The 20,246-nt window shown below is 60.5% G+C and carries 17 protein-coding genes and 4 pseudogenes; 10 read left to right on the top strand and 11 right to left on the bottom strand.

What is annotated here, in order from left to right:
* Window positions 1–80 precede the first annotated feature (80 nt).
* Window positions 81–2,078 (bottom strand): TonB-dependent receptor, encoded by a 1,998-nt coding sequence (locus tag MCB86_RS09825; RefSeq protein WP_239610754.1) that lies wholly within the window; start codon window positions 2,076–2,078, stop codon window positions 81–83.
* A 541-nt stretch (window positions 2,079–2,619) separates the two neighbouring features.
* Here MCB86_RS09825 and MCB86_RS09830 point away from each other — a divergent pair.
* Complete coding sequence (locus tag MCB86_RS09830; protein WP_239610755.1) at window positions 2,620–4,779, top strand: PQQ-dependent dehydrogenase, methanol/ethanol family; 2,160 nt, start codon at window positions 2,620–2,622, stop codon at window positions 4,777–4,779.
* A gap of 16 nt (window positions 4,780–4,795) precedes the next feature.
* Window positions 4,796–6,232 (top strand): aldehyde dehydrogenase, encoded by a 1,437-nt coding sequence (gene aldA, locus MCB86_RS09835; RefSeq protein WP_045161194.1) that lies wholly within the window; start codon window positions 4,796–4,798, stop codon window positions 6,230–6,232.
* A gap of 138 nt (window positions 6,233–6,370) precedes the next feature.
* Here aldA and MCB86_RS09840 read toward each other — a convergent pair whose 3' ends face one another.
* The 5 genes from MCB86_RS09840 to MCB86_RS09860 all read right to left on the bottom strand — a co-directional run bounded on the left by MCB86_RS09840 (window position 6,371) and on the right by MCB86_RS09860 (window position 11,634).
* Window positions 6,371–8,284, bottom strand: coding sequence for a sigma-54-dependent Fis family transcriptional regulator (locus MCB86_RS09840; protein ID WP_045161193.1), 1,914 nt, complete (start codon window positions 8,282–8,284; stop codon window positions 6,371–6,373).
* Between the two features lie 216 nt (window positions 8,285–8,500).
* The gene (locus MCB86_RS09845) at window positions 8,501–9,370 is read right to left on the bottom strand and encodes an AraC family transcriptional regulator (protein ID WP_239611579.1); all 870 of its coding nucleotides are present in this window, start codon (window positions 9,368–9,370) and stop codon (window positions 8,501–8,503) included.
* A 153-nt stretch (window positions 9,371–9,523) separates the two neighbouring features.
* Window positions 9,524–9,940, bottom strand: coding sequence for a nuclear transport factor 2 family protein (locus MCB86_RS09850; protein WP_239610756.1), 417 nt, complete (start codon window positions 9,938–9,940; stop codon window positions 9,524–9,526).
* A 63-nt stretch (window positions 9,941–10,003) separates the two neighbouring features.
* On the bottom strand, window positions 10,004–10,603 hold the full coding sequence (gene wrbA, locus MCB86_RS09855) for an NAD(P)H:quinone oxidoreductase (protein WP_239610757.1): 600 nt from the start codon (window positions 10,601–10,603) through the stop codon (window positions 10,004–10,006).
* Window positions 10,604–10,713: 110 nt separating this feature from the next.
* Entirely contained in the window at window positions 10,714–11,634 is a 921-nt protein-coding gene (locus MCB86_RS09860) for a LysR family transcriptional regulator (protein ID WP_239610758.1), read from the bottom strand.
* Window positions 11,635–11,734: 100 nt separating this feature from the next.
* On the opposite strand from MCB86_RS09860, the gene MCB86_RS09865 reads away from it, so the two are divergent.
* From MCB86_RS09865 to MCB86_RS09885, 5 genes are all read left to right on the top strand, one after another.
* Window positions 11,735–12,658, top strand: a complete 924-nt coding sequence (locus tag MCB86_RS09865) for a pirin family protein (protein ID WP_239610759.1) — start codon at window positions 11,735–11,737, stop codon at window positions 12,656–12,658.
* Between the two features lie 171 nt (window positions 12,659–12,829).
* On the top strand, window positions 12,830–13,594 hold the full coding sequence (locus MCB86_RS09870; protein WP_239610760.1) for an SDR family oxidoreductase: 765 nt from the start codon (window positions 12,830–12,832) through the stop codon (window positions 13,592–13,594).
* 214 nt (window positions 13,595–13,808) lie between these two features.
* Window positions 13,809–13,982, top strand: coding sequence for a hypothetical protein (locus MCB86_RS09875; RefSeq protein WP_239610761.1), 174 nt, complete (start codon window positions 13,809–13,811; stop codon window positions 13,980–13,982).
* A 25-nt stretch (window positions 13,983–14,007) separates the two neighbouring features.
* Window positions 14,008–14,265 carry an Atu4866 domain-containing protein gene (locus tag MCB86_RS09880; protein ID WP_239610762.1) on the top strand — a complete coding sequence of 86 codons (258 nt, stop codon included), beginning with the start codon at window positions 14,008–14,010 and terminating at the stop codon, window positions 14,263–14,265.
* 107 nt (window positions 14,266–14,372) lie between these two features.
* Window positions 14,373–15,290 carry an AraC family transcriptional regulator gene (locus MCB86_RS09885; RefSeq protein WP_239610763.1) on the top strand — a complete coding sequence of 306 codons (918 nt, stop codon included), beginning with the start codon at window positions 14,373–14,375 and terminating at the stop codon, window positions 15,288–15,290.
* A 230-nt stretch (window positions 15,291–15,520) separates the two neighbouring features.
* Here MCB86_RS09885 and MCB86_RS09890 read toward each other — a convergent pair.
* Window positions 15,521–15,712 (bottom strand): annotated as a pseudogene (locus MCB86_RS09890) (MFS transporter); the annotation flags it as partial.
* Here MCB86_RS09890 and MCB86_RS09895 point away from each other — a divergent pair.
* Window positions 15,711–15,806 (top strand): annotated as a pseudogene (locus tag MCB86_RS09895) (integrase); the annotation flags it as partial. The pseudogenes MCB86_RS09890 and MCB86_RS09895 overlap by 2 nt on opposite strands.
* Here MCB86_RS09895 and MCB86_RS09900 read toward each other — a convergent pair.
* The 3 genes from MCB86_RS09900 to MCB86_RS09910 are packed head-to-tail and all read right to left on the bottom strand — an operon-like array spanning window position 15,806 to window position 18,842.
* Window positions 15,806–16,726, bottom strand: a complete 921-nt coding sequence (locus tag MCB86_RS09900) for an EamA family transporter (RefSeq protein ID WP_239610764.1) — start codon at window positions 16,724–16,726, stop codon at window positions 15,806–15,808. The pseudogene MCB86_RS09895 and the gene MCB86_RS09900 overlap by 1 nt on opposite strands.
* Window positions 16,723–17,454, bottom strand: a complete 732-nt coding sequence (locus MCB86_RS09905; protein WP_239610765.1) for a hypothetical protein — start codon at window positions 17,452–17,454, stop codon at window positions 16,723–16,725. The genes MCB86_RS09900 and MCB86_RS09905 overlap by 4 nt, the downstream gene beginning before the upstream one ends.
* An 11-nt stretch (window positions 17,455–17,465) precedes the next feature.
* Complete coding sequence (locus tag MCB86_RS09910) at window positions 17,466–18,842, bottom strand: saccharopine dehydrogenase C-terminal domain-containing protein (RefSeq protein ID WP_239610766.1); 1,377 nt, start codon at window positions 18,840–18,842, stop codon at window positions 17,466–17,468.
* 511 nt (window positions 18,843–19,353) lie between these two features.
* Between MCB86_RS09910 and MCB86_RS09915 the strand changes: the two genes are divergently transcribed.
* Window positions 19,354–19,593, top strand: coding sequence for a hypothetical protein (locus tag MCB86_RS09915; RefSeq protein ID WP_239611609.1), 240 nt, complete (start codon window positions 19,354–19,356; stop codon window positions 19,591–19,593).
* Here MCB86_RS09915 and MCB86_RS09920 read toward each other — a convergent pair.
* A pseudogene (locus MCB86_RS09920) lies at window positions 19,581–19,912 on the bottom strand (IS30 family transposase); the annotation flags it as partial. The gene MCB86_RS09915 and the pseudogene MCB86_RS09920 overlap by 13 nt on opposite strands.
* 48 nt (window positions 19,913–19,960) lie before the next feature.
* Here MCB86_RS09920 and MCB86_RS09925 point away from each other — a divergent pair.
* Window positions 19,961–20,240, top strand: a pseudogene (locus MCB86_RS09925) (IS3 family transposase); the annotation flags it as partial.
* Window positions 20,241–20,246: the final 6 nt, after the last annotated feature.

A 20,246-nucleotide genomic window follows, 5' to 3' on the forward strand; every position in this document is an offset into this window, starting at 1 on the left:
GATTCGCGGAGCAGCGGCTGGGGCTGTGCTTCCATTGCGGCGTGCGCCCTCGATCAGCGCAGCGCAACAACCGCAAGCTATCAAAACGTCAGTTTCGCACCGGCATAAATAGTCCGCCCTGGGGCAGGCTCATAGTAGCGACCGAAGTTATCGTTGATGCGCAGGTTGTCGTAGTAATCGCGGTCCAACAGGTTGTCGACGCCGAGATAGGGCTCCCACCGCTGATCGCCCCACGCCAGTCGCCAGCCCAAGCGGGCGTTGGCTACCGCATAGCCGGCCACGCGGTCGACGTTGGCATTGTCCGCGTATTGATGGTCGTAGGCATTGACGTTGACCCGCGCATACCAGTCGTCGCGTTCATAGCTGACCTCGGCGAACAGGGTCTGCCCTGGAATTCCCGGGATGCGGTTGCCGTCGTAACCCTGGAACTGCTCGAAACGGTAACGGTTGTAGCTCCAGGCACCCGTCAAGCGCCAGTAGCGCCCCACCAGCCAGTCCCCGCTGAGCTCGACCCCGTCGCGGCTGGACCGGCCCGCGTTGGTGTAGAAGGTACGCCCGTCGACTTCCGGAACCAGTTCATCTTCGATGCGCATGCTGTAGAGCACCGCTTCGTAGCGCAACCCCGGGTGCTCGCCCTTGAAGCCTATCTCGCGGTTGACCGACTGCGCCGCACCGAGGGACGGATTGAAGCCACCCCCGTTTGGGTTGGCCATTTCATTGATCGTCGGCGTTTCGAACGAGGTCGCGTAACGCACGTACGCCACATGATGGGCGTCCAATTGACGGCTCAGCCCCAGGCTGTAGTTCCAGTCGTCCAGGTTGCGCTCGCCCGAGGCATCGCCGTCGCTCAGGTAACGGTCCTTCGCTTCGAGCCGCACGCTGTCATAGCGCACGCCTGCGGTGAGCAACCAGGCATCGCCCAGATTCACCTGATCCTCGATAAACACACCCCGGCTGTCCGCTGTTTCGCGCTGGCGCTGAGTAAGGGCGCCGCTGATGCCACCAGGCAAGTTGTCGTTTCGGGAGCGCTCGTCGCGTTGGCTCTCCAGGTCCATTCCGACGGTCAGCTGATGCGGCAGACCCGCCAGTTCACGGTGAAAGGTGCGCTGCGCGCCCACCCCGGCGAACCAGCGGTCATAGGCTGTCTGACCGTTGTCCCGCAGCGGAAGACTGTTGCTGAACTCACGCTGGCCGTAATAGCTGCGCAACTGGTACGTATCGTCGCCGGCGGCCTGCCCATCCCAAACCAGCGAGACGCGCTGCTGCTCGACAGTCTCGTCGGAATCGAACTGCAGGCTCTGCGGCCGCGCCTGGGAACGGTCCGCCCGGACCTGATCCAGCGTCAGGCCACCGGGGTCTTCGGCTCGGTTGTCGATCGCATGCAGGGTGAGCCCCAGCGTGCCGCCCTCCCCCTGCCAACGCAGCTTGCCAGTGAGGTGGTTGGTTTCGGCAGTCCCGTGCGTGCGGTAGCCATCGAGTTGCGTGGCGTTGACGGCGAGCAAGGCGCCCAGCGATCCGGCGCTGCCGCTGGTTTCCGCGCGCATGCGGCGATAGCCCAGTTCGCCGCCGGTCACCTCGACCTGAGTGAGCGGCGTGTCGCCCGGTTGTCGCGTCTGGATCGCCAGGACGCCACCGGCGGCATTGCCGTAAATGGTCGACGAGGGGCCGCGAATCACCTCGATGCGCTCGACCAGCGAGGTATCCAGCCCGTCCATCTCGGTCTGCCCGTCAGGCATGGTCAGCGGCACACCGTCGACGAGCACCCGCACGCCGCGCACGCCAAAACTGGAGCGGGAACCAAAGCCACGAATGGACAAGCGCATGCCTTGCGCCAGGTTGTAGCGGCTCTGCGATAACGCGCCTGGAACGGGGCCCAGCAGGCTATCGAGGCTGAGCAACTGTTCGCCCGGATGGTCCTGCGCCGTCACGGCTGACACCGCCATCGGCAGCGTAAACCAGTCGGATTCCGCCCGTGGCGAACTCACCATCAAGGGGTCAAGCGTAAGCGGTTCACTTGTTTGCGCGAGCAATGGCCCGGTTACCAACGAGAGCGATCCGGCAAGAAAAAATCGGTACATGGTTAAACCTTGTTGTTAGGTGTTTTGCTGCCGCTGGCCTCTGTTGCCAGGCGAACGGCTCACGAGCCATGAACGCCCTCAGGACGAAGGATTGCAGTCTTAAGCCCAGGCGCACCGGAGCGCGTTTTTAAACTACAGAAACGCCCTGATGCGGAAAACCCTGCAAATGCCTGCGCGTCATCAAGGCAATGCACATGCCAAGCGAGCCTGAAGACATACCGTTTTGCCGTTTGCGCCGCCGAAACAGCCCTACGGCTGCTTTACAGCCGTCCAGTAACCCGTTTCGAATCGCCGCCGCGTTGCCCAGCCTGCTACCGCCGCGCCTGCCGACGCCGCAACCCTGTCGCAGAAACGCGACAGTTGCTGCAGCGGTGCAACGGCCCGGTTGCGACAGTCCGCTTCAGCCGCGGCGACACGTGACCGCGCCAGGCAGCACCACGCCTGGCCTTGCAGCCAAATCGCAACGGCTGGCACAGCGGTTGCTCTCCCGAGAAGACCTGCCCCACAGGGCAGCTAAACCAATAACAAGAGAGAGCCTGCGATGAAGCACCTGGATCCCTACCTGGGCCGACGGCCCACCACCCTGCTTGGCGCCACCAGTTTGGCCGCCCTGCTGTCCCTGCCGCTGCACGCTGCCGAAGTCGACGGCAAACGCATCGCCAATGCCGACGCCGAACCCGGTAACTGGATGAGCCATGGGCGCGACTACGGCGAGCAGCGCTACAGCCCGCTGAAGAAGATCACCGATGACAACGTCGGCGAACTCGGCCTGGCCTGGAGCTACAAGCTGGACATCGACCGCGGCGTGGAAGCCACGCCCATTGTGGTCGACGGCGTGATGTACACCACCGGCCCCTTCTCCATCGTCTATGCGCTCGACGCGCGCACCGGCAAGGAAATCTGGAAGTACGATCCCAAGTCCGACCGCTCCCGCGCGGGTGAGGCCTGCTGCGATGCGATCAACCGCGGTGTCGCCGTGTGGAAGGGCAAGGTCTACGTCGGCGTGCTCGACGGCCGCCTGGAAGCCATCGATGCCAAGACTGGCGAGCGCGTCTGGTCGGTCGATACCCGCTACGACAAGGCCCGCAGCTATTCCATCACTGGCGCGCCACGTGTGGTCAACGGCAAGGTGGTGATCGGCAACGGCGGCGCTGAGTTCGGCGTGCGCGGCTATGTCACCGCCTACGATGCCGAGACCGGTGATCAGGCCTGGCGCTTCTTCACCGTGCCGGGCGATCCGGACAAGCCGGCCGAAGGCAAGGGCATGGAAATCGCCAAGAAGACCTGGCACGGTCGCGCCTTCGTCGAACAGGGCGGTGGCGGCACCGCCTGGGACTCTTTCGCCTACGACCCGGAGCTGAACCTACTCTACATCGGTGTCGGCAATGGCTCGCTGTGGGATCCGATCTGGCGCAGCGAGGGCAAGGGCGACAACCTGTTCCTGTCGTCGATCGTCGCGGTCAACGCCGATACCGGCGAGTACGTCTGGCACTACCAGACCACCCCGGGCGATGCCTGGGACTACACCGCGACCCAGCACATGATCTTGGCCGACCTCGAGATCAAGGGAAAACAGCGCAAGGTGCTCATGCAGGCGCCGAAGAACGGCTTCTTCTACGTCATCGACCGCGCCACGGGCGAACTCCTGTCTGCCGAGAACATCGTGCCGATCAACTGGGCCAAGGGTGTGGATCTGAAGACCGGCAGGCCCATCGTCGACGACGAAGCCGCCGCCTACTGGAAGGGCGAGAAAAAGGCCAAGCTGGTCCAGCCGGGCTTCTGGGGCGCGCATGACTGGCACCCGATGTCCTACAGCCCAGATACCGGGCTGGTCTACATCCCCGCGCACATCATGTCGGCCTGGTACGAGCACGTGCCGGATGCGCCGGCGCGCAACAAGTTCAAGAGCATGTACCAGCTGGGCCTGAAGACCGGGATGATGCCCGAGGATCCGGAAGGCCTGGGCAAGTACGCCGACACCTGGTCCGGCAAGCTGATCGCCTGGGACCCGGTCAAGCAGCAACAAGCCTGGGAAGTGCCCTACGTCACCATCTTCAACGGCGGCACCCTGAGCACCGCGGGCAACCTGGTGTTCGAAGGCAGCGCCGACGGCCGCGTCATCGCCTACGCCGCCGACACCGGCAAGAAACTCTGGGAGCAACCGGCTGCCAGCGGCGTGATGGCGGCGCCCATCACCTACAGCGTGGACGGCGAGCAGTACGTGACCTTCATGGCGGGCTGGGGCGGTGCCTTCTCCACTTTTGCCGGCGCCCTCTCGCTGCGTGCCGGTGTGCAGCCGTACGCCCAGGTGCTGACCTACAAGCTCGGCGGTACGGCCGAACTGCAGGAACCCGCGCCGCGTGAGGATGCACCCAAGCCACCGCCTTTGACGGCCGATGCGGCTACGGTCGAGGCCGGCGCCAAGCTGTACGACGGCTACTGCTCGCAATGCCACGGTATCCACGCGGTCAGCGGCGGCGTGCTGCCGGACCTGCGCATGCTCGCCCCGGAAAAGCATGAGCAGTTCCTCGGCATTCTCCACGGCGCGCGCATTCCCGATGGCATGCCGTCGTTTGCCGAGGCGTTCAGCATGGACCAGATGGGCCAGATCCACCAGTACCTGATCAAGCGTGCCCACGACCGCGTGGAGCACGGCCCGAACGACCTGCCGCAGCCGACCCAGAAAACGGCCAGCAACTGACCCTCAGGAGACCGACATGACTGATCCAATCACCTACCAGAACTATATCGACGGCGCCTTCGTCGCCTGTGACAACCTCATCGAGGTGCGCAACCCGGCCACCGGTGCGGTGCTTTCCCGCGTGCCGGAATCCGACGCTGCCACCGCCGAACGCGCCATTGCCGCAGCCCGTGCTGCGCAAAAGGGCTGGGCGCAGAAGCCGGCCATCGAACGCGCCGGATACCTGCGCGCCATCGCCAGCAAGATTCGCCAGAACGCCGAGCGCCTGGCCCGCGTCATCACCGAGGAAGGCGGCAAGATCCAGAGCCTGGCGCTGGTGGAAGTCAACTTCACCGCCGACTACCTCGACTACATGGCCGAGTGGGCGCGGCGTATCGAGGGCGAGATCATCACCAGCGACCGTCCGGGCGAGAACATCTTCCTGTTCCGCAAACCGCTGGGCGTGGTGGCCGGCATCCTGCCGTGGAACTTCCCGTTCTTCCTGATCGCCCGGAAGATGGCGCCCGCGCTGGTGACCGGCAACACCATCGTCATCAAGCCCAGCGAGGAGACGCCAAACAACTGCTTCGAATTCGCCAAGCTGGTGGCCGAGACCGACCTGCCCAAGGGTGTGTTCAACGTGGTCTGCGGCAGCGGTGCCGGCGTCGGCAGCGCGCTGACCACCAGCGACAAGATCGACATGATCAGCTTTACCGGCAGCGTCGGCACCGGCCAGCGGATCATGGCCGCCGCGGCGCAGAACGTCACCAAGCTCAACCTGGAGCTGGGCGGCAAGGCGCCGGCGATCGTGATGAACGACGCCGACCTGGACCTCGCCATCACCGCCATCCGCGCCTCGCGCATCATCAACACCGGGCAGGTCTGCAACTGCGCCGAGCGCGTCTACGTGCAGCGCGGCGTGGCCGAGCAGTTCATCGAGCGCATCGCCGGCGCCCTGGCCGAAACGCGCTACGGCGACCCCATCGCCCAAGCGGATGTGGAAATGGGCCCGCTGATCAACGAGGCCGGGCTGCGCAAGGTCGAGCAGATGGTGCGTACCGCACAGAGCCAAGGCGCACAGGTGATCACCGGCGGCGCCGTGGCGGACCTGGGCAAGGGCTTTCACTACCAGCCGACGCTGCTCGCCAACTGCTCGCACGACATGGAGATCATGCGCCAGGAAGTCTTCGGCCCGGTACTGCCGGTGCAGATCATCGACGACCTGGACGAAGCCATCGCCCTGGCCAACGACTGCGAGTACGGCCTGACCTCCTCGATCTATACCCGCGACCTCTCCACCGCGATGAGGGCTGCGGCTGGTCTGGACTTCGGCGAAACCTACATCAACCGAGAGAACTTCGAGGCGATGCAAGGCTTTCACGCCGGGGTGCGCAAGTCCGGCATCGGTGGCGCCGACGGCAAGCACGGCCTGTACGAGTACACCCATACTCACGCGGTTTATCTGCAAAGCTGAGTGACTTGAGCTGACCAAGAACCCCGCCCCGGCGGGGTTCTTTTTTATGCGATCGAGCGATGACTAGCGCCTGACCCTAGGGTGGACCGAGGGGCGCTCCGCTTCAATCCACCGAAAACACCGAGTCACCTACGAGCATCATTTGCGCAGCGCGGTGAGACCGTAACGGTGCAGCTTGCGATAAAAGGTGGCGCGGTTGATGCCGAGGGAGCGAGCGGCCGACGTGACATTGCCGCCGTGCTGTTCGAGTGTCGCTTGCAGATGGGCCGCTTCGGCAGCGTCTCGGGTCGTCTCCAGCGACTGCGCAACGGGTGCCCGCTCCGCAGGCACCGACATGATCTCCGGCGGCAGACAATCGAGACCGATTATCCCGTCGTCCGCCAACGCGACCGCACAGCGCAGCACGTTGATCAGCTGGCGCACGTTGCCAGGCCACCCATAAGCGGCCAGACGCTCCATCGCCTCGGCGGTCAGCTCGACGTACTCATTCCCGGCCTCACGTTGCAGAACGCGGCGGATAAGCCCCGCGCGATCCGCCCGGTCGCGCAAGGCGGGCAGCCTGACCGTCAACCCGTTGAGTCGGTAATAGAGGTCCTCACGAAACTCGCCCGCAGCCACCATGGTGGGCAGGTCGCGATGCGTCGCGCACACCAGTTGCACGTTCAACGACACCGGTGTTGCGGCGCCCAGCGGCACCAGCTCCCGCTCGGCCAGCACGCGCAGCAGCCGCGTCTGCAGATGCGCCGGCATATCGCCGATCTCGTCGAGGAACAGCGTCCCGCCATTGGCTTGTTCCAGCTTGCCTTTCATCCCCTGACGGCTAGCGCCTGTAAAGGTACCGGCGCGATAGCCGAACAGCTCGCTCTCGATCAGCGACTCCGGGATCGCCGCGCAATTGAGCGCAACGAAGGGCCCCCTGGCGCGCGCGCTGGCGTGATGGATCGCCCGTGCAAAGGCTTCCTTGCCGGTGCCGGTCTCACCGGTCAGCAACAGCGGAATATCGCGATCGAGCACACGCCGCAGCTTCTGGACGGAGCGTTGCAGACCTGAGTCCTCCCCGGCCAAGTGTTCAAGCGTCGGCTCTGCCGGAACGACGCTCAGGCCACGCTCGTTCCTGGCGCGCCGCGCGGCGGTGGCCGGCATACGCAGCGTGACCTCCAGTGCAGGCCCGCCGGCCAGCCGTAGATTCGCGGCGCGCCGGCCACCCTGCGTCAGGGTTATCAGCTCATCCAGGGACGTCGACAAGACATCCTGAACCGCCACCCCCAGCAGCGCGCTCCCTTGGTCGGCGGCCACAAAAGCCGCTCGGTTGGCTCCGAGAATTCGGCCCGCCGCATCGAGCGCCAACAACCGCTCGTTGCCCAGGTCGCCGACATCACCGCCCAAGGTCAGCATTGCGTAACTGGCATAGCGCTGGCGGAAGCTCGCGTTCTCGATGAGTCGCGCGTACAGGCTCACCAACTGCAGTGTCAGATACTGCGCCTGCTTCGGCCCACCACTGTTGAGGCAGGAGGCATTGAGACACCCCAGCAACGCACCCTGAGGATCGAACAGCGGCGCCACCGAGCAACTCAACATGGCGTTGCTGCTGAGAAAATGCTCGTCCCGGTGGATGATCAGCGGCTGGCCCGCGGCCAGCCCGGTACCGATACCGTTGGTCCCTACCAGCGACTCGTCCCAGCAACTGCCGACCACCAGCCCCGAGTCCGCATAGGGGCTGTATTCCCCAGGCAGCCGCGCATCGAGCGTGATACCGCGGCGATCACTGAGCAGTACCGCAAACCCCGCTGGGTTCAGGCGCCGCGAGAGCCCTTCCATGCCCTGGCTCGCAATGGCCAGAAAGTCATGGTGCTCTTCTTGATGCAGGCGGATCTCGTGATGTCCAAGCTGAACGTGAGAAGCGGATCGAGCGGGATCGAGCCCGTGCTCATGCACGCTGCGGTACCACGATTCCGCTATCAACCGATCCGGATTGGATCCTCGGTCGGCGAAATGCGTGGCGACGAATGCGGAGAGTTCGGTTGGAAGCTCTGATGGCGGACGCGCGATCATGCGGGACTCCAAACAAGGCGCCGAGTCGGGCCATGCATAATTGTTCGTATCGGCCGCCGCAGCAGCCAAAACCAAGCCTAGCACGGCCGCTCCAGACAGGGCTGTCTGCCTGCCCGGTTGAGGTAATTAAGGTGACAGCTTCGGGAGTTGAACTTCGCAACCCCGCGCAGCTGAGGTGCTCCTTTCGGTGCAGAGGGGTAACGATTGAGAGAGCGATCACGCCTGGCGATAGGCGCTGGGCGTGACGCCTACCTCGCGGCGAAACACCTGGGAGAAATGGCTGGGACTCGAGTAACCGACTTCCAACCCGACGTCGATGATGCTGCGGTCCGTCTCCAGCAGCAGATTCCGGGCGCGGCTCATGCGCAAGCGAATGAAGTACTGCGAGGGTGACAGCCCGGTGGCACGCTTGAACATCCGACTGAAGTGGTACTCGCTCAGCTCCGCGACCTGCGCCAGCTTCACGAGACTGAATTCGTCAGCAAGGCCCTCGTTCATCGCCTCGATGACCCGGCGCAGCTTGTAGGCCTGCAGCGCATTGCTGCGCCGCGCGCCGCGGCGCGGGTCTAGGTAGCGGCGCACTAGATGCACGGCCAGCGCCTGGGCCAGACTGTGGGTGAACAAGGGGCTGGGTTGGCGCTCGTCGATGAGCTCTTGGCGCAGCTGCTCCAGCATCACGCTGATCCGTTCATCCTGCGCACCGGAAATATCGAGGAAGGTTACCGGGTCGGCGTGTTCGCCTAACACGTCGCTCGCGGCGTGATCGATCAGCGGCAGGCCGAGATACAAGTGCATCACTTCAAAAGTGTCGCAGCCTTGCGTCTGCCAGCGCATCTCGTAGGGCTCGGCGGTATTGGTGAGAAAGAAGTCACCGGCCTTGACGCTGGACGCCTGCCATGCCCCGCCAAGGTCACGCTCTTCGACGCGGGCCGCACCCTCCAGCACCCACACCAGAAGCGGCTCGACCACCGCGGGCACCAGAATCGGTTCGACGATGCTGCGATGGCTGAACCGCAACACCACCACGTCCTGCAACTGCGGGCGCGGCGGCGAGGCCTGCGGCGCACCCGGCAGGTAATGCAGCATCGATTGGCCCGTGATGCGCTGGGCATCGCTGGAAGCGGTGTTTTGGGGATCGGCTTGGCGCACAGGATGCTCCCTCGACAGAGCCCTCTGGCGAGGGCTGGCATCGATAGGTTAGCGCAGCGGTCTTGGCCTTGAGCAAGGCCGCTCGGTCGCTCAGCTGACCAACACAGGGATGGGCGCATCCAGGGCAAGGGCCGCCCGGACCGGGTCGAAGTATTCGCGGATAAACGCAAGCTTACCGTCTTCGACGCGTACGAACAGCACGTAGTCCTGCTCGTAGATGCGCCCCGTCGGTTTGATCAGGCCCTCGGCTTTCACCTCGGCGCTGGCTTCCAGCGGGTTCGCGCCAGGGTGAATCCGTAGGTCATGAAAGCGGAAGTTATCCACCGCACCGATGAACCAGCCCACATGGCCAAGCACCTGATCGCGCCCGTCGAGGCGCGCCGGGTGGCCGAGTGTGGGCGCAAACGGCAACTCCCACACCAGATCATCAGCGATCAGGGTCTTCCAACGTTCAGGATCATCGACGAAGGTTTCGAAATGCAGGCGAAGCAGCTGTTCGGCGGTCATGGTGTTTGCTCGTATCCAGGAGAAAGGGCAGAAAGGGCTTGCCAAAGGGCAAGCCCTGAACGATCAGCCGAACAGCTTGATGGCCGTCTTGGCAATCAGCTCGCCCTGGTGGCGGGCACCGTCCAGCTCGATATCGCTGGGCTGACGCGAGCCGTCGCCGCCGGTAACGGTGGTCGCGCCGTAGGGTGCACCGCCCACCACTTCGGAAACGCTCATCTGGCCCTGGTGGCTGTACGGCAGGCCGACGATGGTCATGCCGAAGTGCAGCAGGTTGGTGATGATCGAGAACAGCGTGGTTTCCTGACCGCCATGCTGGGTGGCGCTCGCCGTGAAAGCGCCGCCCACCTTGCCATTGAGCGCACCGCGCGCCCAAAGCCCGCCGGCCTGATCGAGGAAGGCGGCCATCTGGCTGCTGATGCGGCCGAAACGGGTGCCGGTACCGACGATGATGGCGTCGTACTGTTCGAGCTCGGCGACCGTCGCAACCGGTGTGGCCTGGTCCAGTTTGAAGTGGGCACCGCGGGCGATTTCTTCCGGGACCGTCTCCGGGACGCGCTTGACGTCCACTTGTGCACCGGCCACTCGTGCGCCCTCGGCTACGGCGTTGGCCATTGTTTCGAGATGCCCGTAGGACGAGTAATAAAGAACCAGAACCTTAGCCATGAGATGCCTCCATTGAGCAAGTGCCAGCGGCCGTGTTGCCGCGATGGAGGCAATGTCTCATGGCGCTACGATCGAAGATAGAAGACTAATTTCGAGAGTTAGGTTCGACTTTATCGAATAGTTAAAGCCCGTTCGGATACCTGCGCTTTGAACCGTTCTATCAACCAGTTCGCTGCCGGGCCGGGCGGTGTGTCGGTGCGGTAGATGACATCGAAGGTGTAGTCGCCGACGAAGCAGTCGGGCAGGTCGAGTTGCACGAGGCGGCCGCTGGCCAGGTCATCGCGAACCATGTCGATCGGCATGTTGCCCCAGCCGATGCCTTCTCGAAGCAGCATGTGTTTGGCGCCTAGGTCCGCCAGTCGCCAGGTGCGCGTGCCGACCACGGCGAACTCCTGATCCTCGGTGAGCCGGGAGCGGTCGGTCAGGACCAGTTGCACGTGCGTGCGCCCAGCGCCCGGCGCGTGCGGGCCCGATTGCGCCAGCGGGTGGTCGGGCGCGGCCACCGGAACCAGCGCCACCTTGCCTACGCCGATACGTTCGATGCCGTCGATGCTGGCGGTCAGCGGTCCGCTCACGCCCAACGTGGCGCCGCGGTCGAGCACGCGTTGCGTCACCCCGCCAAGGGCTTCGATATGCAGGTGCAGCGACACGGTGGGAAATTCCTCGCGAAAGGCTTTTAGCGCATCGACCACCCGTTCGCGGGGCAACATCACGTCGAGCACCAGATGCACCTCGGCTTCCAGACCGTGCAACAGCCCACGGACCTTGGCTCTCAGCCCGTCGATGCCGCTATAGATGGTGCGGGCTTCGGCCAGCACCGTTCGGCCGGCGTCGGTCAATTGCGGTTTGCGGGTGGTTTTGCGGTCAAACAGGCTGACGCCCAGCTGCATTTCCAGATTGGCGATGGAGTAGCTCACAACCGACGTGGCGCGGTGCAACTTGCGCGCCGCGCCAGCAAAGCTGCCGACATCGACCACGGTGAGAAACACGCGCAGTTGATCGAGCGTTGGGGTGCCTGGGTCTGAAATCATTTCTAATCCCTCGAACGTTTTGATGCATATTATCCGGGTTTTTCAGATAAGCCAGCAGGGCTAGAGTGACCTCACCTTCACTAATTCAACGAGACCGGCCATGACCCTGCAAACCTCCGCCACCGGCGCCATCGAGCAAATCATTCTTCCCAACGTCCGCGACATCGGCGGGTTCGATGTGCGCCGTGCGCTGCCTTCCGTGCAGCGGCGGATGGTCGGGCCGTTCATCTTTCTCGACAGCTTCGGGCCGGTGGTCTTCGGGCCGGGAGAAGGCATGGACACCCGCGCGCATCCGCACATTGGCTTGTCGACCATCAGCTACCTGCTGCAAGGTGAAATGCTGCACCGCGACAGCGCCGGGCATGTTCAGCAATTGCGTGCAGGGGAAATCAACCTGATGACGGCCGGGTGCGGCATCGTCCACTCCGAGCGATCCAGCGATCCGGTCTGGGCCAGCGGTGGCGGGCTCATGGGCTTCCAGGTCTGGGTCGCGCTGCCCGAGTCGCATGAGGAGGCCGAGCCTGGCTTCCAGCATCTGCTGGCCGAGCGTATTCCGCATATCGACGGTGACGGCGCTTCGCTGAGTCTGCTGGCCGGTTCGCTGGACGGCCTCAAGTCGTCCACCCGGACCGTCTCGGATCTGTTCTACGCCGATCTCCAACTGCAAGCGGGCGCACGTTATCGCCTGTCGGCCGAGCATATCGAGCGCGCGCTGTATGTCGTCAGTGGCGAGGTCGAAGTGGTGGGGCAGCCGGGGCGATTCGGGGCCGAGCGCCTGGTCGTGCTGCGCCCGGACAGCGAAGTGGTGCTGCATGCCATCGGACCCGCCCGACTTCTGCTGCTTGGTGGCGAGCCACTGGAAGGTCGTCGGCACATTTATTGGAATTTCGTGTCGAGCCGACCCGAGCGCATCCAACAAGCGGCCGAAGACTGGCGGGCGCGGCGCTTCCCTGATGTGCCGGGCGATATGGATTTCATTCCGCTGCCAGACGATTCCCAGGTGCGCTGGCGTTTCAAGACGTGATCTGCGCCGGCTGACCCATGTTCTACGTCGGCGCAAAACCCCGACAGCCCCGGCAAACCTGCGAAAGCCCGCCCCAGCGCATTGCGAGACAGTGAAGCTGTCGATAACGACAGCGCCTCACGGGCGCCGAGCCGGCGAATGTCTCCTCGGCTCGCAACGCAGGAGAGCACCATGACTGATTTCACGCACAGCATTCCTCACGAAGTCGAAGGCAAAGTTGCGCTGGTCACCGGCGCCGCCAGTGGCATCGGCAAGGCGATCGCCCTGTTGCTGCATGCACGTGGCGCCAAGGTCGTTGCCGAAGACCTGAACCCCGCCGTCGAAGATCTCGCCCGTCCCGGGCTGGTCCCGCTGGTGGCCGACATCAGCGAAGACGGCGCCGCGGAGCGCGCGGTCGGTCTGGCTATCGAGCAGTTCGGCCGGCTGGACATCCTGGTCAATAACGCAGGGATCATCATCAACAAGCTGGTCGTCGACATGACTCGCGAAGACTGGGAGCGCATCCAGGCGGTCAATGCCACCGCGGCATTCCTGCATTGCCGCGAGGCGGTCAAGGCAATGATGCCCAACAACTCCGGGGCCATTGTCAACATCGCCTCCTATGCGTCCTACTTCGCCTTTCCGACCATCGCCGCCTACACCGCGTCCAAGGGCGCGCTGGCCCAACTGACCCGCACGCTGGCGCTCGAAGCCATCGAGCATGGCATTCGCGTCAATGCCATCGGCGTTGGCGACGTGGTCACCAACATCCTCAACGATGTCGTTGAAGACGGCCCGGGTTTCCTGGCCCAGCACGGTGAAGCCGCGCCTATCGGCCGTGCTGCGCAGCCTGAGGAAATTGCCGAGATCGTTGCCTTTCTCGCCTCGGATCGCGCGAGTTTCATGGTCGGCTCGGTCGTCATGGCCGACGGCGGCATGACCGTCAAAGCCGGCTGATCGAGTTGCACAAGCAGCGGCCGGCCGGATGGGGCAAGTGAAGCCGTGAATCGACAGGGACGTCGGCAACGCCATACAGGATCAGGCAAACGCGCGACACGTTCGACATAACGGCCCAACGGCCACTCTCCCTAATCTGGACTCACGAAACGGATGACACCAAACGGCCCGGACAGGCCATCCGTACCCGCTATTCGACTTGTAGGTCATCACCATGAAAAACATCAGCCAACTGTTGATCGGTACCGCCCTGAGCGCCTTCATCGTCTCCACCGCGAACCTGGTCCCGGTCGGCCTGGCCGTCGCTGAAGATGGTGCCGAGCGTAACCCAGGATTTCGCGTCGCCGAAGACGGCTCGGAGCGCACCGCCATCAGCCGCCTCGGCTGATGGCTCCGCAGATGGAGCGCCTGACATGCAAAGCACGCAACCTTCTGTCGCAACTCACCCTTATGCCGGCATGTGGATTACCGCTGATGGATACATTCGCCACGAGTTGCTGCCCAACGGGCGCTACGACGAGGCACGAGGGAATCGCAAGAGCGCCTATCAGGGACGCTACGAGGTGGAAGGCGACTACATCCGTTACCGGGACGACACGGGCTTCACCGCGGACGGGGAATTTCGCGATGGCATTCTCTACCACGCCGGTATGGTGCTCTACCGCAGGTAATAGCCAGCCCGGCGTCTTGACCGGGCTTCTCTCGTCTCGCCGGCATACGGATTCGTGGCATCAGTGATTGGCTTTGCTAACCTTTGACCACTCTCGAGGGCCTTCACATGGATACGAACAACGATTCCGACCTCCAGAACACCGCAGCCTACCGCGCCGAACTGATACGGATACTGACGCGGCGGATCCCCAGCCCCGGCACCTACGAAACAGCCATCGCACCGCTGCACGTCATTCGCATGGACGCGCCGTCCGAGCTCATCCACACCGTGCACCGACCCGCGCTCTGCCTGATCGTTCAAGGGCGCAAGGATGTCGGCCTGGGTGATGAACAGTACCGTTACGACCCCCTCAACTATCTGGTGGTATCGGTCACCTTGCCCGTCTCTGGACGCGTGATCGAAGCGAGCCCTGAAGCGCCTTACATCTGTATTCGGCTTGATTTCGATCCGGCTGAAATCGCCCAGCTGATCGCCGAAGCGCCGCCCGCTGGCGTGCCGGACGAGCCGAGCCGCGGCCTGTTCCTCGACCGCATCGATGCTCCGTTGCTCGACACCATGCTGCGCCTGGTGCGCCTGCTCGATACGCCACGGGACATCGGCATGCTCGCGCCGCTGGCCTTGCGCGAGCTCTATTACCGCTTGCTGCGCGGTAGCCAGGGGCGTCGGCTCTACGAAATTGCGATCGGTGATACGCAGACGCACCGGGTGACGCGAGCGATCGACTGGCTAAACAAGCACTACACCGAACCCCTGAGGATCGACGAGCTTGCCCGTGTGGCAAATCTCGGCAATTCGACACTGCATCACCGCTTCAAGGCGGTCACCGCCATGAGCCCGCTGCAGTACCAGAAGCAGCTGCGCCTGCAGGAGGCGCGCCGGCTGATGATCAGCGAAGGGCTCGACGTTTCCAGCGCTTGCTACCGCGTCGGCTACGAAAGCCCCTCGCAATTCAGCCGCGAGTACAGCCGTCAGTTCGGCTCACCGCCGTCAAAGGATGTCAGCCGGTTACTGCGCAGCGCTTGATGCTACCTACCACTAACTGTTGGGATTGGTTTCAGCCCGTTACAACTGCCGCTATTGGCCGAGAAGCAGCTAGTTAGCGAACGGCAGCCGTCGGCCGATTCTATTGAAAAAGTAGCTTCAGCGGCCGGCCGGTCAGATGTGCCTGCTGTCGAAGTGGCTGCTGTCGAAGTGGCTGCAAGCCACTTAAAGTTGCCTTTCGGCGTTTCACTGAGCGTCCTTGCTCAGGTTTGAGGGGTTGGCGCGAAGGCCGTCAGCAGCGAGGCGATGCCGAACGCCACCAGGCCGGTGAGCAGCACGCGGCGGTAGCCGATGCGGTCGGCCATGGTGCCCATGGGCACCAGTAGGCCCGCCATCAGCAGCGGGTAGATATCGATGATCCACAGCACCTCGGTGGCCGAGGCGCCGAGCGCCAGGGTCAGCGAGCAATGGCTAGGGCACGTCAACATTAGCACGACACGTGCATATGATCGCCGTCAGCACCGACCAAAAGACTCACCGACATACAGAGTAAAGTACTATGCTTGTGCCGGTTGGGCCATCGAAATTATTGAAACACCTGCCACAATCACAACGATTGAGAATAACTTCCGGATAAAACCGCCTGGCGCGATATCTTCGGTAAATAGTTTCGGAAAGAATTTGGTGACAATGTAGCCAAGGATCAAAACGAACAGCGGATGGATGCTGACTATGACAGCGACAAGTGCCGCTCCTCCACCAACAGCGAGTGCGGCCATGAAAAATACATACCCCCCAACGTCAAAGAGGTTTGTAAGTCCAAAGACGCAGAACTGATGCAAGCTCAGCTTTGATAGATCATTAAGTATCAAGGCTCGCCAGGCAGGCCACAAGAGAAGCAGAGCGCCACCGAGAGAGTATCCAGCGAAATTGAAAATCAAAACTGTTTCAAGTGATTTTGATATCAAAAGAAAATCAGATATCAGAGTTGAAATGGCACCGAAAAGCGCGGAAACCAGCAGAACCACTACATGCCTAGACTGACCAAGCCCTCGTACTGTCTGCCGAGACACGGAGAGCAAAAGTATCCCCGCTATGATTAAAAAGAACCCAAAAATTTGCCATTCAGAAGGTACGGAATGGAAAAATAACACAGACGCTATCAGCACAAAAACAGGCTCGGACTGATGAATTGGGATGACTGCTGAAACATCCATTTGTTCAAGGGAGTAGCTATAAGAAAAATACTGACCAAATATTGCCAATCCTGACAATAGATTGAACACAACGAACCAAAGCTCAACATCTTGAGGGAGAAACACCAGATAGATTACAGCCGCAAAGAAAATGTTCCCTATGCTCAACAGGAACACGAATGGTATATAGTGTGAGGTGATATTATTAATTGCGAACTTATCGACGATATTCGAAAGACTCCATAATACCGGCGCCATTAAGGCCAGGTACAACCATGTCATTGATCAGCTCCCAACTTACTGATAATCGTATTTTTACTATACGACAACAGCTCGCCTGAAAAATCATCCGTGTCGTGGTCAAATATAAAGGTATTGTTATACCCAAACCCGTCAGCTGTTTCGAACTTAATAATTTCGTCAAGTATCCCTGCCGCCTCCACGAACCTGTCTGAATGATGCGCCCTCAGCAGCTTCATAGCATTACCGTAATGTGCCGCCTCGTCGCGCGCTGCATTTCTGATCCATATAGACAAGCACTGCGGACCAAGCGTGTCAAAAAAAGAAAAATCCTGCTTGTAAGCTCTTGTGCTCGTTACTTCATCAAAAGCAATGGAAAGCAATATAGTGAACTCGTCTACAAGGAAGCCATCTATTAGATCAAAGCTGGGTTCACGCGAGCCTATTTTCCGATCTATATCACTCTCCTCCATATCAAAAAGGACACTGTTGATTCTGCGCAAGCCCCGGTAGTGGTTCTGTTCATCAAGATGCCATAGACATACAAACTCGATAAAGTCATCTGACAGCGCTAGGTCTTTCCGGTCCAGAAGGTATCTTAGAAAATACTTGGAATCGTACTCTGAACTCATGTCATGCCAGAAATGCACTTTGCGTTTGGCAATATCTTCTTCTGTTGCTGTGATGGAGGACGGGATGAGGCCCTTAAGTAGTTCTACCGAAGACCAGTCGTAACTTTTCAATCCGATAGCTGATTTCACGTAGCTCATGTAAGGGCCCCTTAGGCAAGGAAATTTTCAAATTGCCAAGCATCGTTGCTCTTCCGAGGGAAGAGGCCTTGATCATCCTTGATGGGTGACCAATCGGTGTATACCCCGACAACTTCACCAAGGTAGGGACGCGCGTAATCAAGTATGGCTTCGAAATCTATTTCATCAGCTTCCACAATTCCTTGTTGCGGATTGGCCAATGCCCACTTAATGCCAGACACAACGCCAGCAACCACTTGTAGTGACGTCGCCGAACAAAGCCCGTCTATTTTCTTCGCTTCGTGATTACTCAGCGTTGAACCCAGCCAATAAGCATTGTTGGCATGTCCCATTAGCAGTACGCCAAGGAAGTCAGCACCGGAAGCTATTTCCGTGCCGGAGAGTACTCGTTTACTTTCTTGAGGCTGCCACGATCGTCCGTTAAATTCATGGAGCGATAGGATAGCGTCACCGCAGGGGTGGTAGGCATAGTGAACAGTTGGACGGTACATGACCTCGCCATTTTCTATATGCGTTAAATAGTCAGCGATGGATATCGACTCGTTGTGTGTTATGAGAAAGCCTAGGCAGGGACCCTGTGCTGGCGTCCATGTTTTTACCCTGACGCTTGCGCCAGGTTTGTTAAGATAAATAGCACAGCGTGATCCGTTATGATGTTCCTGAGCATCTAGGGGTAGACCATCCTCATGCGTTCCCCAGCCAAGCTCAGCTGGCTGGCATCCCTCACTAATGAATCCGTCTACCGACCAAGTATTTACGAATTCATTCGGGCGTTTAGGCTCTAATGGAAGCTGGGTATCATGCTCTGCGATATGGATGGTGCGGATACTGAGTTTCGAGGCGAGCGCTGCCCAATCTTGCTGGGTGCGGGGCACTTCTTCGTCGTCGGGTATCAACGTTGACTTTAGGTTATGGAGGGCTTTCTTAATGAAGTGCGAGACGATTCCAGGATTTGCTCCGTGCGCGATAACCGCAGTGGGGCCTGTTGGAAATTGTTTCCTTAGGGCTAGCATCTCCTCTCGCAATGCATAATTTGTCCGGCCGGATGCTTCGATAGACGGGTCAACATAATGGCCGCCCCATGGCTCAATGCAAGTATCTATATACAGAGCTCCCCGCTCTTGGCAGTAGGCAACAAGGTCTGTGCTGGAGACATCAACTGATAGATTTATAACGAACGTTTCGGAATCTACCGTTGAAAGTAGTTCTTTATAGTTATCCTTTGTCACTGCAGATTGAACAAAGGTCAAACCGCTTATACAGCCTGGTGCTGATGGATTTTTTGGGTCAATGATCATTATCTTTGAGAAGACCTGACCCAGCTCCTTTGTCAGGATCGGCAGTAATGCGGTAGCTATAGATCCGTATCCTACAATAATTACTTTCAAAATTATTGGCCTCGCATATGGTTGTCAGGAATTTTCCAATCGCTGATAGTTACGGCGCTTCGAGCGACCACAGCGATGATGCCGACATATTAACGTAAAGACGTGGATAGTCGGCAGAGGGACTACTAACAGACAGACTGAGGAACAGTTTTATATTAATCTTTTATTGTGAACTTTTGATGAAGTACTGACGCGATTTCGGCTCCACAGAAGAGACTTAGCGACCGGGGATAGAATCTCGGAATATTTTCGTACTTCGCAAGCGTAAAATTCGCTGGAGTACCATGACTTTTAGTCATAGTGAAGCGCGAGGGATAGGAGATACTTAACTGCTGCTCGGACGAGCAGGACACCGGCACGAGTGGGAGCCGGTCACTCATACCGGCTCTTGCGCTGGTTGTTGGTGCAAAAACAGCTTCAGATAGGGCAGGATAGGTGGCGCACGACAGTTAGTCGCTAAGATCCAGCAGTGGCTGGCGCATGCGAACATCGGCACAGCGCGGATCTACGATTGAAGGCAGATACGGTCAGAGGACTTGCCTATCACCGTCAGGATCGGCAGATGGTTATTCGAGCGGTGGAGATGACGATTTGGCAACGCCAGGGTAACTGGTCGATGATTCCGCATTCGGATCGAGGCAGCCAAGGCGGATTCAACCGGTCGTCGCAACACAGGATTGTTGAACAGATTTTAGATACTCATTCAGAGCTTCAGCGGGTGTTTTCCAGCCGAGTGTTTATGGCTTCGTGAGAGATGCGCATGGATTCATCGTCCGGAAAATCGATCTGGAGCCGGTTGGCAATCTGTTCGGGCGGCCAGCCATTGACCCATTTACGGTCATTGCGATGTGGTTATTTCGACCTTTGAAGGGAGCTTGTCGAGGCCCGGCGATTCCGCCCCGATGACGAAACCAGCGAGTGCCTACTACGGATGAGACGCCAACGGCCTGTGCTGCCTTTTCGCTTGTGATGCCGGTTGCGATCTGCACCCAAAACAGCCGCTCGATCTCATTACGAAGTGACGGCGCGCCTGGCGAACGCATCGCTCCCCGGCCCGTCAATTTCTGCATCCCTCCTGCGGGTCGTCCCATAAACATTACGACCGGTTGAATCCGCCCCAATTCACCAGTGGTGACTACCAGCGCTTTGTGAATCGCAACACGCTAGTCTGCGCGTGAGTGCCGTCGGGCATTGCGGCGACAACGCGGCCTGTGAAGGCTTCTTCGGTCAACTCAAACGGGAGCGCGTTGCCCATCAGTTGTATCGAACACGTGATGAAGCGCGGGCAGAATTATTCGATTACATCGAACGATTTATAACCCACGCATGCGTCGTAGAGTCGCCAGGCAAGACCTGAAGTTTTCAGACCTTTCAAAACCGTCCGTGGAAATGGGGTAGAACCCC

The organism is Pseudomonas sp. KSR10, assembly GCF_022355455.1.
GTDB classification, from domain to species: Bacteria; Pseudomonadota; Gammaproteobacteria; order Pseudomonadales; family Pseudomonadaceae; genus Stutzerimonas; species Stutzerimonas stutzeri_E.

Excerpts from the sequence above, each read along its gene's own strand:
- MCB86_RS09825 (WP_239610754.1), bottom strand. The coding sequence starts at position 2,078 with ATGTACCGATTTTTTCTTGCCGGATCGCTCTCGTTGGTAACCGGGCCA.
- MCB86_RS09830 (WP_239610755.1), top strand. The coding sequence starts at position 2,620 with ATGAAGCACCTGGATCCCTACCTGGGCCGACGGCCCACCACCCTGCTT.
- aldA (WP_045161194.1), top strand. The coding sequence starts at position 4,796 with ATGACTGATCCAATCACCTACCAGAACTATATCGACGGCGCCTTCGTC.
- MCB86_RS09840 (WP_045161193.1), bottom strand. The coding sequence starts at position 8,284 with ATGATCGCGCGTCCGCCATCAGAGCTTCCAACCGAACTCTCCGCATTC.
- MCB86_RS09845 (WP_239611579.1), bottom strand. The coding sequence starts at position 9,370 with ATGCTGCATTACCTGCCGGGTGCGCCGCAGGCCTCGCCGCCGCGCCCG.
- MCB86_RS09850 (WP_239610756.1), bottom strand. The coding sequence starts at position 9,940 with ATGACCGCCGAACAGCTGCTTCGCCTGCATTTCGAAACCTTCGTCGAT.
- wrbA (WP_239610757.1), bottom strand. The coding sequence starts at position 10,603 with ATGGCTAAGGTTCTGGTTCTTTATTACTCGTCCTACGGGCATCTCGAA.
- MCB86_RS09860 (WP_239610758.1), bottom strand. The coding sequence starts at position 11,634 with ATGATTTCAGACCCAGGCACCCCAACGCTCGATCAACTGCGCGTGTTT.
- MCB86_RS09865 (WP_239610759.1), top strand. The coding sequence starts at position 11,735 with ATGACCCTGCAAACCTCCGCCACCGGCGCCATCGAGCAAATCATTCTT.
- MCB86_RS09870 (WP_239610760.1), top strand. The coding sequence starts at position 12,830 with ATGACTGATTTCACGCACAGCATTCCTCACGAAGTCGAAGGCAAAGTT.
- MCB86_RS09875 (WP_239610761.1), top strand. The coding sequence starts at position 13,809 with ATGAAAAACATCAGCCAACTGTTGATCGGTACCGCCCTGAGCGCCTTC.
- MCB86_RS09880 (WP_239610762.1), top strand. The coding sequence starts at position 14,008 with ATGCAAAGCACGCAACCTTCTGTCGCAACTCACCCTTATGCCGGCATG.
- MCB86_RS09885 (WP_239610763.1), top strand. The coding sequence starts at position 14,373 with ATGGATACGAACAACGATTCCGACCTCCAGAACACCGCAGCCTACCGC.
- MCB86_RS09900 (WP_239610764.1), bottom strand. The coding sequence starts at position 16,726 with ATGACATGGTTGTACCTGGCCTTAATGGCGCCGGTATTATGGAGTCTT.
- MCB86_RS09905 (WP_239610765.1), bottom strand. The coding sequence starts at position 17,454 with ATGAGCTACGTGAAATCAGCTATCGGATTGAAAAGTTACGACTGGTCT.